This is a genomic window from Pseudomonas fluorescens, from assembly GCF_005938625.1.
GTDB classification, from domain to species: Bacteria; Pseudomonadota; Gammaproteobacteria; order Pseudomonadales; family Pseudomonadaceae; genus Aquipseudomonas; species Aquipseudomonas fluorescens_BD.
Genome location: NZ_VCNJ01000097.1, coordinates 1 through 14650 on the forward strand (window position 1 = coordinate 1; position 14650 = coordinate 14650).

The window sequence follows — 14650 nt, forward strand, 5'->3', positions numbered from 1 at the left end:
CTCGTCGCCGAAAGCAGCGAAAGCGAATACCGCAGCTACGTCTACGAACCCGGCACCTTCCGCCCGCTGGCGCTGCTCGACGGCAAAGGCCCGAAAAAAGCCTGCCCCTTCTACTACCAGCTCGACCACCTCGGCACCCCGCAGGAACTCACCGACTACAGCGGCGACATCGTCTGGTCAGCGCAATACGACGCCTACGGCAAAGTCGCCGCACTGACCCTGGCCGGCGAGGATTACCTGAACCAGCCGCTGCGCTTTCAGGGGCAGTATTTCGATGGCGAAAGCGGGCTGCATTACAACCGCCACCGGTACTACGACCCGCGGTTGGGACGGTATCTGACGCCGGATCCGATCAAGTTGGCCGGTGGGTTGAATCAGTACCAGTACGTGCCGAATCCGACGGGGTGGGTGGATCCGTTGGGGTTGAATGGATGTCCGGGTGGCGATGGCTGCAAGAAACCAACCCTCGAGTCAATCGATCCGACCAAAAAAATAAAGGGTGGAGATGAAGACTCTTCCCGCTCTGTGCCGCAAAAAACTTACTTGTACCGTGGGTCTGGAACAGATCCATCAGAAGTCTTCGAGAACGGTTTTAAAAGCAAAGGAAATAGCAACGACCTATTCCTTCACTCAATCGATAGTGACTTTCCTCCAAGTAATTTTATTAGCACTTCTCTTTCAAGAGAGATGGGGAAGGCATTCGCTACCAGCTATTTCACACGTCCCGGATTTCTCTACACACTGAAAATGATCCCAGGCCATGACTTGAAAAAAGAGTTAGGTGCATCTTATAGATTTAGTAAGGAACAGGAAATTGCCATCCCTGGTCAGATCAAAAGGGAAGATATTCTTGGTGCTACACTGATTATTGATGATGGCAGAGAGTTTGGTTACTCAATTCCTAATCCGTACAGGAAAATAAACAAGTGAGAAAAATATTTACAGTTTACGTTGAGAAGAATGGCAATAAGAAGAGGATTGATCTTGCTTGTGACTGTGTAGATATGTCTATAACAATCGAGCTTGGTGGTGGGCCAAAAAAGACGTATTTCGGAAGTGATTTTTATAGGTGTTTTGCGGCATTAAGAAAAGATAATGATGATTTGGTTTTTTATTGTAAGGGAGCGAAGACTAATGTTCATCCATCAAGCATGGCCTCGCAGATGTCTCTCGGGCTGAAAGCATACGAGTTGGTGATAGGCAAAGAACCGTCGATGGATGATCTTGTATTTATCTTTGATTATGAGGAGAAAGACTTGTCAAACGATCCCGAAGAACAACGGCAGTTTTATTTGAGTTGGATAACTTCTTGAATGTTGTGAAAGTAAATCGAGCTTTTGGTGTATTAGTAATTAAGCATTGAGCTTAGGTTGTTGTTGGAAGCATTGCTTATGTAATGGTCGGTTTACTGTGAGCTGGATGTTGCTTTGATACGGAAGAGGAAGGTTGTGAGTAAAGTCGATAGTGATGAAGGGAAAAATTTCGGTCTTGGTGCTCATCAAATAGGCGATAGAAATAGTGAAATTTCAAGAGATACATTCAGAGGCGTTCCTAGCTCTAGGTTTATTAGTAATCGGGCGCAAATGAGCGCATATAATGAAGCGATGACAAGGGAGGTCAGAAACATGCCGCGCTTTACGGGTGAGGACAGTATGGGGAATTTGGTCGTGCGGATGCCAGCGGAAGGTGTGGGTGTAGGATATGAGCCTAATCCATCAGAACCGACAGAGCCTAGATTCATGCCTAAAATGAATGGGTTTGAAATGAAGTTTGATTTTGAAACGTTACAACCCTACGCCCTGTATCCGGTGGAGAATATTTGATGTTGATGCATCCCTATCTTGATGTTCCATATAAACCCCAGTTGAAGCACTTTCTTGGAGGGTTCGATATATACGATCGCGAGGAGACGCTGGGCTCGGAGTTGGCGGAGTACGACCCTGAGTGTCCTTCTGACAGAGTAGGTCTGATATCTAAGTTTGTTGTGAAAAGATTTTCTGGTTTGACTTGTCGGCACAAGTTCGTCTTGTTTTCCGTGTTGGGTGAGGCTTTGGATGGCGAAATAAGTGATCTTGCTAAAGTCTTTAAACATGATCCGTTTTCTCATTCATTGCTTCCATTTGGTTGGAACGAAATGAAAGATCCGAAGAGTTTTTTTGAGGATATATACTCTGTCCTGTCCGAAGTCTGGGCTGATGATTTATACCTTGCCAGTCAGGAAGGCTACTCAACGTGGTAGCCGGCATTAGAAGCAGAACTTAGAGTGATTGTACTGACGCCTTCGCGGACAAGCCCGCTCCCACAGAGAAGTGTGTCGTTTGAGGGATCAGCGTTGACCCGTTAGCTGTGGCTGGTGGAGTACTGCGGTTGTAAGGCTATCCAATAAATGAACGCTATACCCCGGAACACTCTTCGCATGATGCTTCGCCTGCGATGCCATCTCAGCAAGCCGACTGGCATCAAGCTGTGCGCAGGCTTCGGGATGTAGATGCACGACGCCGATGGACAGTGACAACAACGGAAACTCCTGTCGCACTCCTTGGCGATTCGGTGCGATGAAGCAACCCGCCTCAAGGTGTTCGGGGCGATAGAAGCGCCGGCACTGGCTCTGGAAGTCATCAAGCAGCTGATTGAGTCGTTTGCGCCACTCTTCGGGGCCGAGGACGAGGAGGAAGTCGTCACCGCCGATATGGCCAACGAAGTCTCGGCTCGGGTCGACGCGTTCGTTAAGGCATTGCGCCAGGCACAGCAGAACTTCATCACCACGTCCGTAGCCGTAGATATCGTTGAAGGGTTTGAAACTGTCGATGTCGACGTAGCAGATGACCGACTCGCGCCCCTGCTGCAGCAACCGCGTCAGGCATTGCTGAATCGGCACATTACCCGGCAACAAAGTCAGCGGATTGGCATACCGAGCCTGTTGGATTTTCAGTTCGGTGATCAGCTTGAGCACGTCGATGACCCGGCCAAGACCCAGGTAACCACCGTTGAGGGTGATGATGAAGTCTTCTTCGATGCGTTGCCGCGCGCGGCTGGTGATCAGACGGCTGACTTGTTGCAGCGACTGGCTCATTTCCACGGCGAGGAAGTCGTCGTTCATCAGGCGGCTGATCGGTTTGCGGGCGAACAGGTCGGTGGCGAACGGTTTGAGTAGGGCATCCGACAGGGAATGACGATGGACGATGCCACACGGTTGGCCTTGTTCGTCGAGTACCGCCAGTGAGTTGAGGTTGGCCTGGCGGCGAAAGGCTTCCAGCACGGTGGCGGTCGGTGTGTCGCGATGCACGGCGGGCTGGTCGTTGAGCAGGGCGCTGAGGTCGCTGCCCTCGTCGTTCAGAGCAACGGTGCTGCTGTCGTGTTTGGGCATCAAGGCGCGGGCGTCGCGCGGAGGGTGTTCCTGAGGGCGGCCGAGCAGGTAGCCCTGCACCAGATCGACGCCCATTTCAGTCAACACCGCGAGTTCTTCCGGCAGCTCGATGCCTTCGGCAATGACTTGTGCGCGTGAGGCTTTGGCGATTTGCAGGATCGAGCCGACGAACTCACGCTTCAGCGCGTCCTGATGAATACCGTCGATGAAGTGCCGGTCGATCTTCACGTAATCCGGGCGCAATTCCGACCATAACCGCAAGCTCGAGTAGCCGGCACCGAGATCATCCAGCGCAATGGAAAAGCCCATGGCCCGATAGTGATGCAAGGCGGTTTGCAGCAACTGGAAATCGTCGATGGGTGTCTGTTCGGTCAGCTCGATGACCACCTGACTCGGCGGAATGCCGAAATCCTGCAGCAGCTGCAACGTGCGCCCCGGTTGATGCGCGGCTTCAAGCAAGGACTCCGGGGAGACGTTGAGAAATAGTTTGCCCGGCAGTTGCTGCTCGTTGAAGCGACGGCAAGCGCTTTGCCGGCAGGCGATCTCCAGTTCACTCAGGCGCCCGGCCTGACGGGCCACGGCGAACAGTGCGATCGGCGAGTGAAGGGGGCTGTTGGAAGGGCCGCGGGTGAGGGCTTCGTAACCGAGGATGCGGCGTTCGGAGAGACTGATGATCGGCTGGAACAGGCTGTGTAAACCGCTTTGAGTCAGGATCGAGCTCAAGGCACTCAGCTGTTCGGTCGTGGTCATGGCAATCTCTGGCGATAAAAAAAGGACTGGGAGCGCTCTCGATGAAGAGAGTGACTCCCAGTCCTTTATTGCACGACAGAATGATGACTGTTTGATGACGATCCGGGGATCGTCAGCATTAAATTGCCATCATCTTACTTCTTGGCCACCTGGTTACTCAGCTTCAGGTAATCCAGCAACACGCGCCCGGTTTCGCTCAGGTAGGCATCGTCTTCTGGTTTGACCTTGTCCGGATCAGCCGCCGCGAGGGCGTCGTCGTCTTCTTTCTTCAGCTCTTTGAGCGGTTCTTCGCCTTTGGCCTTGCGACGGATGTTTTCCATCGCCAGTTGCTTGGCGTCGATGTCGTTGTGCTGGGCACGGCGCTCGGCTTCGTTGAGGCTGACGGTTTTTTCTTCCATCAACTTCTGCGCCAGGGCCAGCTTGTCACGGATGAACACAAACTCGGCATCCTTGGCGGTGCGGGTGTCATGTTCGGACTTGAGCTGGGCCAGGAACGGTTTGAACGGGTCAGCCGCCGGTTTGATTGCCGCACGGATGGTGTCCCACGGCATGGCTTCCGGCAGTGCGCTCTCGCCGATTTCCTTGGTGTCGATCAGCGACGGGTAGTCGATGTCCGGCAACACGCCCTGATGCTGGGTGCTCTGACCGGAAACCCGGTAGAACTTGGCCAGGGTCAGTTTCAGTTCGCCATGGTTCAGCGGCTGAATGGTCTGCACGGTGCCTTTACCGAAGGTCTGGCCACCGATGATCAGCGCGCGGTGGTAGTCCTGCATGGCGCCGGCGAAAATCTCCGAAGCCGAGGCGGACAAGCGGTTGACCAAGAGTGCCATCGGACCTTTGTAGAACGCGCCCGGGTTTTCATCTTCGAGTACGTCGACACGGCCATCGGCATTACGTACGAGTACGGTCGGGCCTTTGTCGATGAACAGGCTGGTCAGCTCGGTGGCTTCCTGCAGGGAACCGCCGCCGTTGTTGCGCAGGTCGATGACCACGCCATCGACTTTGTCTTTCTGCAGCTCGGTGAGCAGCTTCTTGACGTCGCGGGTGGTGCTCTTGTAGTCCGGATCACCGGCACGGAACGCCTTGAAGTCGAGGTAGAAGGCTGGAATCTCGATTACGCCGAGCTTGTAGTCCTTGCCGTCCTGTTTCAGGTTGAGGATGGACTTCTTCACGGCCTGGTCTTCGAGCTTCACCGCTTCACGGGTGATCGGCACGATCTTGGTGGTCTGGTCGTTCGGCGCATTGCTGGCCGGAATCACTTCCAGACGCACCACGGTGCCTTTCGGACCACGGATGAGTTTGACCACTTCGTCCAGACGCCAGCCGACCACGTCGACCATTTCTTTGTTGCCTTGGGCAACGCCGATGATCTTGTCGGCCGGGGCGACTTGTTTGGTTTTGTCGGCCGGGCCTGCCGGCACCAGACGCACGACTTTCACCTGGTCGTTGTCGCTCTGCAACACGGCACCGATGCCCTCGAGGGACAGGCTCATGTTGATATCGAAGTTTTCCGCGTTATCTGGCGACAGATAGTTGGTGTGCGGATCGTACGACATGGCGAAGGTGTTGATGTACGCCTGGAAGATGTCTTCCGGACGGGTCTGGTCCAGGCGCGCCAACTGGTTCTTGTAGCGCTTGGTCAGGGTTTCCTGGATCTGCTTCGGCTCTTTGCCGGCGATCTTCATCCGCAGCACTTCGTCCTTGACGCGTTTGCGCCACAGGTCGTCGAGTTCAGCGGTGGATTTGAGCCAAGGGGCGTCCTTGCGATCGATCAGCAAGGTTTCCTTGGTGGTGAAGTCCATCTTGTCGACGCCTTTGTTCAGCTCGGCAAGGGCGAAGTCCAGGCGCGACTTGACGCGGTCCAGATAGCGTTTGTAGATGGTGAACCCGGCGTTGAGGTCGCCGCTTTTGAGGAAGTCGTCGAACTGCGTCTTCCACTTGTCGAATTCGGTGATGTCGCTGGCCATGAAGTAGCTGCGCGACGGATCCAGCAGCTTGAGGTAGCTGTCGTAGATGATCACCGAGCGCGCATCGTCGAGCGGCGGCTTGCTGTAGTGGTGACGCTTGAGCAACTCGACGACGTTCAGGCTGGCGATGACTTCATCGCGATCAGGCTGCAATTTGTCCCAGCTGTTGGCTGCGAATGTATTGCCCGACACCGGCAACAAACCGATACCGATGAAAAGAGCGAGGGCGGTGCTGGGGAGCAAATGCTTCATGCTGATTCGACGCGGGGACAATTGATAACGCATATTAGGCCGTCTTTGAAGTCGCCGGTTCTACGAGAGCCGGTCGCATAATGCAAAAAGCCCGGCGCTACAGCTTCGGGCTCAGTCCAGACTCACTATGGAGGCACTGTGAAGGCATTGCAAGGCGTTGACGGTCAAGTGGCATGGGTTGAAGAGCCGAGTCCTACGTGTGATGTAGGACAAGTCCGCATCCGAGTGGCAGCAGCGGGCCTCAATCGCGCCGATTTATTACAGAAAGCAGGGCTTTATCCGCCACCGCCAGGGGCCAGCCAAGTGCTCGGTCTTGAGTGCTCCGGGGTGATCAGCGAGGTCGGCGCGGGCAGTGCCTGGCAGGTCGGCGATCGGGTTTGCGCCTTGCTGGCCGGGGGTGGTATGGCCGAAGAGGTAGTCGTCGACGGGCGGCACGTGCTGCCGGTTCCCGAAGGCGTCTCGCTGATCGAGGCCGCTGCATTGCCCGAGGTTTATGCAACAGTCTGGCTGAATGTGTTTCAACTTGCGGCGCTCAAACCGGGTGAGAAAGTTCTTCTGCATGCCGGCGCAAGTGGAATTGGTTCAGCCGCCATTCAGTTGTGCAAGGCGTTCGGCAACCCGTGCTGGGTCAGCGTCGGTTCGGCTGAGCGCTTGGCCTACTGCGAGGCACTGGGTGCGCAGGGCGGGGTGGTGCGCACCGATGATCTGGAGAGCCTGCGTGATTTCGGGCCGTTCAATGTGATTCTCGACCCGGTCGGCGGCAATTATTCGGCGCTGAACCTCAAACTGATGGCGCTGGACGGGCGTTGGGTGTTGATCGGTTTGATGGGTGGCCGTGAGGCCAAACTGGATCTGGCGCAAGTCTTGGCCAAGCGTGTGCAACTGCTGGGCTCGACGTTGCGTAGTCGTGACGATCAGTTCAAGGCGGATCTGTTGAGTGATCTGGGCCAGCAGGTGTGGCCGCTGTTTGCCGAAGGGCGCTTGAGTCCGCAGTTGGCCAAGGCGTTTGCGGTGAAGGATGCCGAGGCGGCGTTTGCGGAGCTGGCGAGTAATACGGTGGCGGGCAAACTGGTGTTGGTGATTGACGACAGTCTGAGTTAAGAACCGAAAAAAAACCCCTCACCCTAACCCTCTCCCAAAGGGAGAGGGGACTGACCGAGTTGTTCTGCCGGGCTACATCGACCTGACACCTCGAGGCGAACTCAGGATTGGGATGTCAGCCTGTCTGCAATTGCAGATTAAATCTTTGTCATTTCCAGAGATGGATCGGCCAGCCGGATTTTTCCGCGTGTTCCAGCAGCACTGGGTCAGGATTCACCACGTGTGGGAAATCCACCTTCAGCAACAACGGCAAATCATTCCGCGAGTCGGAATAGAAACTCGCACCTTCCAGGTTCTCTTCTTCAGCATCCAGCCATTCAAGCAAACGGGTGATCTTGCCTTCGCGGTAGGTCAGGGTGCCGACGGTGTGGCCGCTGTAAACGCCATGGGCGACTTCCAGTTCGATGCCGAGAATTTCATCGATGCCGAGTCGATCGGCAATCGGTCTGACCAGATGCGTGCCCGACGCCGAGATCACCAGAATCCGGTCGCCGGCCTTGCGGTGGGCGGCGATGGTTTTGGTCGCGTCGCTGAAGATGATCGGTTCGATGAAGTCTTCAACCCATGGCCCGACCAAGTGCTCGACTTCTTCCGGCGTGCGCCCGATGAGCGGTTCAAGGCTGAACTCCATGTAGTCTTCCATGCGCAATTTGCCATGGCTGTAGGCGTCCATCAGTTCGTTGTTCTTGCGCATGAACGATTCAGGATCGACCCAGCCCAGGCGCCCCATCTGCTCGCTCCAGAGGGTGGCGCAGTCGCCGTGGATCAAGGTTTCGTCCAGATCAAAAATTGCCAAAGCCATCGGTTCTCTCCGAGAACAGCTGCGAGCTACAAGCTTCGAGCTGCAAGAATTGGAATCAAGTACGTCGCAGTCTACAACTTGAAGCTTGTAGCTCGAAGCTTGCAGCTGCTTTTAAGCTACTTCACACAGGGCCGTTGGATCGATGGAAAGTGCCAGTCGCTGACCGTCGGGATGCAGATCGGCGGCCGAGCGGTTGAGCACATCCACTACCAGTTCCACGCCGCGCGCTTCGATCCGGTAGCGGATGACGTTACCGAGCAGGCTGTGGCTGCGGATCTGCGCATCGAGTTCGCCGTTGAGGCTCAGTTCGATGGCTTCCGGGCGAATGGCGACGCGATGATTGATCGGGCGTTGCAACAGCTTCGACGCGTCGTCGGCATCGAGCAGGTTGTAGTTGCCGATGAAGCCGGCGGCGAACACATCGACCGGCGCAGTGTAGAGGGTTTCGGCATCGCCGCTTTGTACGATTTTTCCTTGATTCATCAGGAAAATCCGGTCAGACATGGTCAGCGCTTCTTCCTGATCGTGGGTAACGAAAATCGTCGTCAGGCCGAGTTCGCGCTGGATCTGCCGAATCTGTTCACGCAGGTGCTTACGAATGCGCGCATCCAGTGCAGACAGAGGCTCGTCCAGCAGCAACAAACGCGGACGGGTGACCAGCGAGCGGGCGAGGGCAACACGTTGGCATTGACCGCCGGATAACTGATGCGGATAGCGGCTGGCGAAGTCGTTCAGTTCAACGAGTTTCAACACCTCTGAAACGCGTTTATGGCTGTCGTCGGCATTGACTTTTTGCATGCGCAAACCGAAGGCAACGTTCTGCTCGACGGTCATGTTGGGGAACAGCGCGTAGCTCTGGAACACCATGCCGATCCCGCGTTTCTGTGGGCTCAACGGCACGATGTCGACGCCATCGAGCAGGATCTTGCCGCCATCCACCGGCGTCAGACCGGCAATGCAACGCAGCAAGGTGGATTTGCCGCAACCGGACGGGCCGAGCAGGGTGACGAATTCACCCTTGTTGATCTCGCAATTGATGTCGCTGAACACCGTGGTGCCGGCGTAGTTTTTCTGCAGGTGTTGGACGCTGACATAGCTCATTCGCTTTTGTCCTTGTTCAAGATGTTGGCGATCCAGGTCAGGACCAGCACGAAAAAGAAATACGAGATGACCAGCGCACTGGTGAAGTGGCCGCTGCTGTTGCGCATGTTGTTCAGGTAAACCTGCAGGGTTTCGTAACGCGTACCGACGAGGATGTTGGCGAAGACGAACTCACCGAACAGGAACGAGAACGACAGCAGCAACGCGACCATCAGGCCTTTGCGCAGATTCGGCAGCACCACCAGAAACGCCGCCTGAAAGGTGCTGGCGCCGAGCAGTTGCGCAGCGTCCATCAGGTCGCGCAGGTTGATCGCTTGCAGGTTGTTGGTGATCGCCCGGTACATGAACGGTAGGGCCACGGTGAAGTAGCAACCGATCAGAATCCACGGCGTGCCGACCATCGCCATCGGCCCGGAACCATAGAGCTGCAACAGACCCACCGAGGACACCACCGGCGGCACTGCGAAGGGCAGCAGGATCAGGATGTTCATCAGCGCATCGAGCTTCGGAAAGTGGTAATGCACCACGAACAACAGCGGCAGGATCAGCACCACCGACAACACTAGCGCGCCCACGCACACCAGCAGCGACTGACCGAAGGCGTGCAGGAAACGCGGATCGCTCCACAACTGGATGTACCACTTGAAGGTGAAGCCGCTGGGCAAAACGGTCGCCGACCAACTGCTGGCGATCGAGTAGATCAATGTGCCCGCCAGCGGCAGCAAGAGTATGGCGAACAGCAGGTAGACCACGACGCGGTGGTAGAGGCCGGCCGGACCGGATTCAGCGCGAGACATGGTAGCTCCTCTTCAACAGCAGTTGATGCACGACGGTGACGATGGTCATCAACGCCACCAGCACCACGGCCAGGGCGCTGGCCAGATTCGGGTCGAGGGAGATATCGCCGGAGACCATTGCCGCAATTCGGATCGGCAGGACGTTGAAGTTGCCCGTCGTCAGCGCATAGACCGTGGCGTAGGCACCGAGGGCGTTGGCCAGCAGGATCACGAATGTGCCGAGCAGCGCCGGGGTCAGCACCGGCAAGCCGATATGCCGCCAGAACTGCCAGCCATTGGCGCCGAGCAATGCGGCGGACTCGCGCCAGTCTTCACGCAAGGCGTCGAAGGCCGGGTAGAGCAGCAACACGCCGAGGGGAATCTGGAAGTAGGTGTAGAGGATGATCAACCCGGTTTTCGAGTACAGGTTGAAGTCCTGAATGATCCCCGACTGCTTCAACATGATGGTGATGCTGCCGTTGAAGCCGAGCAGGATGATGAACGCGAACGCCAAAGGCACACCGGCAAAGTTGCTGGTCATGTTGGCGAAGGCATTAACAAAGTTGCGCAGTTTTGAATCAACCTGACGCAGCGAATATGCACCGAGTACGGCGATGATGATGCCGAACACGCTGGACCAGAAACTGATCTCGAGGCTGTACTGGATCGCCTGCAAATAGAACTTCGAACTGAAGATCTTGCTGAAGTTGGCCAAGCCCCAACCGGATTCTTCCGATTGCAGGCTGTTGATCATCACCCAGACCAGGGGGGCGATTTCAAAGACGATAAAGAACAGCGCGAAGGGCACCAGGCAAAGCGCCGCCAGCCATTTGCCGCGATTCATCGAGTTCACTTGAGCAACTCCCGGCACACAGGTTTGTCGTGGGGCACACCGAGCAGTTCGCAAACGGTGCCGCAGATTTCCGTCTGCTTCGGCGCGGCATCAGCGTTGAGGCTGAACGCATCGCCGAGGACGAACAGCGGCACCTGGCGTTCTTCCGGCAGCAGGCCGTTGTGCGAGCGGTCGTTGTTCATGCCGTGGTCGGCGGTCACAAGTATTTGATAGCCAGCGTCGAGCCAGCTCTGCAGATAGTCGGCGAGGATGATGTCGGCCGAGCGTGCACTGTTGCGGTATTGCGAAGAGTCGAGGCCGTGCTTGTGCCCGGCGTCGTCGATGTTCATCGGGTGAATCAGCAGGAAGTCCGGATCGTGGCGCAGGCGCAGGTTTTCCGCGTCGGCGAACAGGTGCGAATCCGGGTAGTGATCGCTCCAGTAGAAATGCCCGTGCTGGATCGGCAGCGACAGATTGTCGGTGTGGCGGTCGCGTGCTGCCACGAACGGCGAACGGTTATATAACTCGCTAACCCAGTGATACGCCGCCGCAGCAGTCTTCAGACCGGCATCGCGGGCGTAGTGATAAATGCTGCGCTGATTGGACAGGCGCGAAACGTTGTTGTGGACGATGCCGCTGTCGATCGGCGGCACGCCGGTGAGGATGCATTCATAAAGCGGTCGGGACAGGGCCGGCAGCTCGCACTCCAACTGATAGAGCGCGGCGCGTCCTGCGCCAACATAAGCCTGCAGATGCCCCATGGCGTGGCGCGCGACCTCATAGTTGAGGCCGTCGAGCACGACAAGGATGACGTTGTGCTTCATAGGGGCAAAAACTCCGAAAACAAAACTGGAACCAACCCCTGTAGGAGCTGCCGCAGGCTGCGATCTTTTGATGTTGCTTTTAAAGGGCAAGATCAAAAGATCGCAGCCTGCGGCAGCTCCTACAGATGAAGGATTACTTCATCTCTACGATGACTTCTTCGTTCCACTGCTGTGGCAGGGCCTTGGAAGTCTTTTCCCACGCATCGGCGTCTTTGATCGGGGTGACCTTTTTGTACTGCTCGTTCGGCAGCAGTTTGGCCTTCACGTCTTCCGGCAGTTGCAGGTGCTCGGCGCGGATCGGGCGGGCGTTGCCGCGCGCGAGGTTGGTCTGGCCGGCGTCGCTGAAGATGTATTCGCGGGTCAGCTTGGCGGCGTTAGGGTTTTTCGCGTACTTGTTGATGATGGTGGTGTAGCCGGAAATCACCGAGCCGTCGGACGGGATCAGCACGACGTAGTCATCCGGGTTGGCCATCTTGGCTTTGTAGCTGAGGCCGTTGAAGTCCCAGACCACGCCGACTTCGATCTCGCCTTTTTCCATGGTGGCGATGGTCGGGTTGGCCATCGACAGGCGACCTTGCTTGGCGATGTCGGCGAACAGCAGCAGCGCAGGCTTGATGTTTTTCTCGTCGCCACCGTTGGCCAGTGCGGCAGCCAGAACGCCGTTGGCAGCTTGTGCGGCGGTGCTCACGTCACCGATGGAAACCTTGTATTTACCGCCCTTGAGGTCAGCCCATTTGGTCGGTACTTCGGAGCCGTGCAGCAGCTTTTTATTGACGATGAAGGCGATGGTGCCGGTGTAGGCCAGTGCCCAGTTGCCGTCCTTGTCCTTGGCCCAGTCCGGGACCTGATCCCAGGTGCTTGGCTTGTACGGTTGCACCACGCCTTGCTTGACCGCGATCGGGCCGAAGGCGGCACCGACGTCGCCGATGTCGGCGGTGGCGTTGTCTTTCTCGGCGGCGAACTTGGCGATTTCCTGGGCGGAACTCATGTCGGTGTCGATGTGTTTCAGGCCGTAGGTTTTGGCCAGGTCTTCCCAAGTGCCTTTCCAGTTGGCCCAGTCATCGGGCATGCCGACGCTGTTGACGGCGCCTTCCGCTTTCGCAGCGGCTTCGAGGGTTTTCAGATCGGTGCCGGCCGCCATGGCGGAGGTGCACAGTGCAATGGTCGAGCCTAACAGTGTTGCCAGGAAAAGCTGTTTCATTCCGAAGCTCCTTGGTCGTGTTCAACGCTGCGATTGCGGTGTGTGTTGGTCTAGGTCAGCAATACCTGAGCCAATTTAAGCGGGCTGGATGACACTTTGATGTCGATGGCCCGGCGGCAGGCCCTTTGTTTGCCCGGTATCAGCCGTTGCCAGATAAGCGTAGACCATGCTCAGGCCCCGGCGCACAAGGGACTTGGCCGATGTATTGCAAGTCGTGAGGACGACCGTTCGGTAGTTTTGTCATCTCTCGGTCATCTGCACTGCCTAGGCTTGCAACACACGGAAACGGCTTGATCGCCGTGCGGTTTTGCCCCGAAACAGTGCTGGTCTAGTCCAGATAGGTAACGTTGATGCGCGATGAGGCAACAAAAGCGGTGACAGCGATTGGCCAGGTGCTGCAGGAGCAGCTCGATCATGGTCTGTTGGCGGCGGGCAGCAAGTTGCCGGCGGAGCGCAAGCTCAGTGAGTTGTTCGGCACGACGCGGATCACCGTGCGTGAGGCGTTGTTGCAGTTGGAGGCACAGGGGCAGATTTATCGCGAAGAGCGGCGTGGCTGGTTCGTGTCGCCGCCGCGTCTGGCCTACAACCTGATGCAGCGCAGTCACTTTCACGCTATGGTCAGTGCGCAGGGGCGGGAGCCTTCGACCGAGGTGATTTCGGCGCGGTTGCAGCCGGCTTCGGCGGCGGTGTGTGCGTGGTTGCAGTTGCCGGCGTTGTCGAGCGTGATTCAGATTTGCCGGTCGCGGCGCATTGATGGGCGGCTGGTTTTGTATGTGGAACACTATTTGAATCCGCAGTTTTTTCCGGGGATTCTTGAGTTTGATTTGAATCAGTCGATTACCGAGTTGTATGCGCGGCATTACGATTTGCACTATGGGCGGGTGCGGTTCGAGATTGTGCCTACGTCACTGTCGGTGGATGCGGCGGCGGCTTTAAGGGTGTCGGTGGGGAGTCCGGGGTTGCGGATTGCTCGGGTTAATTATGATCAGCATGAGCGGTTGATTGATTGTGATCTGGAGTTTTGGCGGCATGATGCGATTCACGTATCGGTTGATGTGGTTTGATCGTTTTGGGTGTATATCCGTTGCTGCGGTAACGGCTACTTAGGGTTCCGCCCTTACGGCGGGTCACCTTTTCCAAACGCCGAAAAGGTAACCCAAAAGGCTTGCTCCTACGTGCGTCCCGCTCGCTGGGGCTCGGGGTTCCTTCGCTGCGGGATCGATCCGGGCGCAGCGCCTACGGTTTGCTTCGCTGCACCTCCTCTCGCTGTGTTTGGCTTCGCCAAACGGTCGCTGCGCTCCCACCCCCGGATCAATCCCTCCACTCAGCCTTCCGACGTCGCCCGTGGATCAAGATCAAAAGCGGTACTCGAGCTAACGCTCATTGTGTTGAGTGGTGAGAAGCCGAAGCGATATAGATTTACCGGTTGGACTCAATCCTTGTGGGAGCTGGCTTGCCAGCGATGGCGGCCTGACAGCCGACCTGTTTCTTGCGGATGTACTCAATCCCTTGTAGGAGTGAGCCTGCTCGCGATGGCGGCCTGACAGCCGACCAATCTCTGTCGTATGTACTCAATCCCTGTGGGAGCGAGCCTGCTCGCGAAAGCGCCCGGACAGCCGACCAATCTCTGTCGTATGTACTCAATCCCTGTGGGAGCGAGCCTGCTCGCGAAAGCGC

14 protein-coding genes are annotated in these 14650 nt (G+C 56.7%); 6 read left to right on the plus strand and 8 right to left on the minus strand.

The features are described from left to right. From FGA82_RS30520 to FGA82_RS30535, 4 genes are all read left to right on the plus strand, one after another. Positions 1–930: RHS repeat-associated core domain-containing protein (locus tag FGA82_RS30520; RefSeq protein ID WP_212760560.1), on the plus strand; the 930-nt coding region annotated here is incomplete at its 5' end. Further along, complete coding sequence (locus FGA82_RS30525; protein ID WP_141129974.1) at positions 927–1313, plus strand: hypothetical protein; 387 nt, start codon at positions 927–929, stop codon at positions 1311–1313. The genes FGA82_RS30520 and FGA82_RS30525, both read left to right, overlap by 4 nt. Positions 1314–1448: 135 nt before the next feature. After that, entirely contained in the window at positions 1449–1823 is a 375-nt protein-coding gene (locus FGA82_RS32655) for a hypothetical protein (protein WP_249384307.1), read from the plus strand. Beyond that, positions 1823–2239, plus strand: a complete 417-nt coding sequence (locus tag FGA82_RS30535) for a hypothetical protein (protein WP_141129975.1) — start codon at positions 1823–1825, stop codon at positions 2237–2239. The genes FGA82_RS32655 and FGA82_RS30535 overlap by 1 nt, the downstream gene beginning before the upstream one ends. Before the next feature lie 87 nt (positions 2240–2326). Here the strand turns inward: FGA82_RS30535 and FGA82_RS30540 are convergent, their stop codons facing one another. Continuing rightward, positions 2327–4117: a bifunctional diguanylate cyclase/phosphodiesterase gene (locus tag FGA82_RS30540; protein ID WP_141129976.1), complete on the minus strand. Its 1791-nt coding sequence runs from the start codon at positions 4115–4117 to the stop codon at positions 2327–2329. A gap of 134 nt (positions 4118–4251) precedes the next feature. Beyond that, positions 4252–6336, minus strand: coding sequence for a carboxy terminal-processing peptidase (locus tag FGA82_RS30545; protein WP_171057395.1), 2085 nt, complete (start codon positions 6334–6336; stop codon positions 4252–4254). Positions 6337–6474: 138 nt separating this feature from the next. Here FGA82_RS30545 and FGA82_RS30550 point away from each other — a divergent pair, with 138 nt between their 5' ends. Beyond that, a complete protein-coding gene (locus tag FGA82_RS30550) occupies positions 6475–7437 on the plus strand; it encodes a zinc-binding dehydrogenase (protein ID WP_141129978.1) in 963 nt (320 codons plus the stop codon). Between the two features lie 148 nt (positions 7438–7585). Here FGA82_RS30550 and FGA82_RS30555 read toward each other — a convergent pair whose 3' ends face one another. The 6 genes from FGA82_RS30555 to FGA82_RS30585 form a co-directional block, all read right to left on the minus strand. Further along, entirely contained in the window at positions 7586–8239 is a 654-nt protein-coding gene (locus tag FGA82_RS30555; protein WP_141129979.1) for an HAD family hydrolase, read from the minus strand. A gap of 111 nt (positions 8240–8350) precedes the next feature. Continuing rightward, on the minus strand, positions 8351–9340 hold the full coding sequence (locus FGA82_RS30560) for an ABC transporter ATP-binding protein (protein WP_141129980.1): 990 nt from the start codon (positions 9338–9340) through the stop codon (positions 8351–8353). Continuing rightward, positions 9337–10137 (minus strand): ABC transporter permease, encoded by an 801-nt coding sequence (locus tag FGA82_RS30565; protein ID WP_141129981.1) that lies wholly within the window; start codon positions 10135–10137, stop codon positions 9337–9339. Before FGA82_RS30565 ends, FGA82_RS30560 begins: the two co-directional genes overlap by 4 nt. Then, positions 10124–10960 (minus strand): ABC transporter permease, encoded by an 837-nt coding sequence (locus tag FGA82_RS30570; protein WP_171057396.1) that lies wholly within the window; start codon positions 10958–10960, stop codon positions 10124–10126. The genes FGA82_RS30565 and FGA82_RS30570 overlap by 14 nt, the downstream gene beginning before the upstream one ends. 5 nt (positions 10961–10965) lie before the next feature. After that, complete coding sequence (locus FGA82_RS30575; RefSeq protein WP_141129983.1) at positions 10966–11772, minus strand: alkaline phosphatase family protein; 807 nt, start codon at positions 11770–11772, stop codon at positions 10966–10968. A 133-nt stretch (positions 11773–11905) separates the two neighbouring features. Beyond that, positions 11906–12973, minus strand: a complete 1068-nt coding sequence (locus FGA82_RS30585; protein ID WP_141129984.1) for an ABC transporter substrate-binding protein — start codon at positions 12971–12973, stop codon at positions 11906–11908. 350 nt (positions 12974–13323) lie between these two features. Here FGA82_RS30585 and FGA82_RS30590 point away from each other — a divergent pair, with 350 nt between their 5' ends. Beyond that, positions 13324–14037, plus strand: coding sequence for a UTRA domain-containing protein (locus tag FGA82_RS30590; RefSeq protein ID WP_141129985.1), 714 nt, complete (start codon positions 13324–13326; stop codon positions 14035–14037). The last annotated feature ends 613 nt before the right edge of the window (positions 14038–14650 follow it).

What these genes read in the sequence shown, in the direction of transcription:
- FGA82_RS30565 (WP_141129981.1), bottom strand. Translation starts at nt 10,137, where the DNA reads ATGTCTCGCGCTGAATCCGGTCCGGCCGGCCTCTACCACCGCGTCGTG.
- FGA82_RS30535 (WP_141129975.1), top strand. Translation starts at nt 1,823, where the DNA reads ATGTTGATGCATCCCTATCTTGATGTTCCATATAAACCCCAGTTGAAG.
- FGA82_RS30570 (WP_171057396.1), bottom strand. Translation starts at nt 10,960, where the DNA reads ATGAATCGCGGCAAATGGCTGGCGGCGCTTTGCCTGGTGCCCTTCGCG.
- FGA82_RS30560 (WP_141129980.1), bottom strand. Translation starts at nt 9,340, where the DNA reads ATGAGCTATGTCAGCGTCCAACACCTGCAGAAAAACTACGCCGGCACC.
- FGA82_RS30590 (WP_141129985.1), top strand. Translation starts at nt 13,324, where the DNA reads ATGCGCGATGAGGCAACAAAAGCGGTGACAGCGATTGGCCAGGTGCTG.
- FGA82_RS30540 (WP_141129976.1), bottom strand. Translation starts at nt 4,117, where the DNA reads ATGACCACGACCGAACAGCTGAGTGCCTTGAGCTCGATCCTGACTCAA.
- FGA82_RS30555 (WP_141129979.1), bottom strand. Translation starts at nt 8,239, where the DNA reads ATGGCTTTGGCAATTTTTGATCTGGACGAAACCTTGATCCACGGCGAC.
- FGA82_RS30545 (WP_171057395.1), bottom strand. Translation starts at nt 6,336, where the DNA reads ATGAAGCATTTGCTCCCCAGCACCGCCCTCGCTCTTTTCATCGGTATC.
- FGA82_RS30585 (WP_141129984.1), bottom strand. Translation starts at nt 12,973, where the DNA reads ATGAAACAGCTTTTCCTGGCAACACTGTTAGGCTCGACCATTGCACTG.
- FGA82_RS30575 (WP_141129983.1), bottom strand. Translation starts at nt 11,772, where the DNA reads ATGAAGCACAACGTCATCCTTGTCGTGCTCGACGGCCTCAACTATGAG.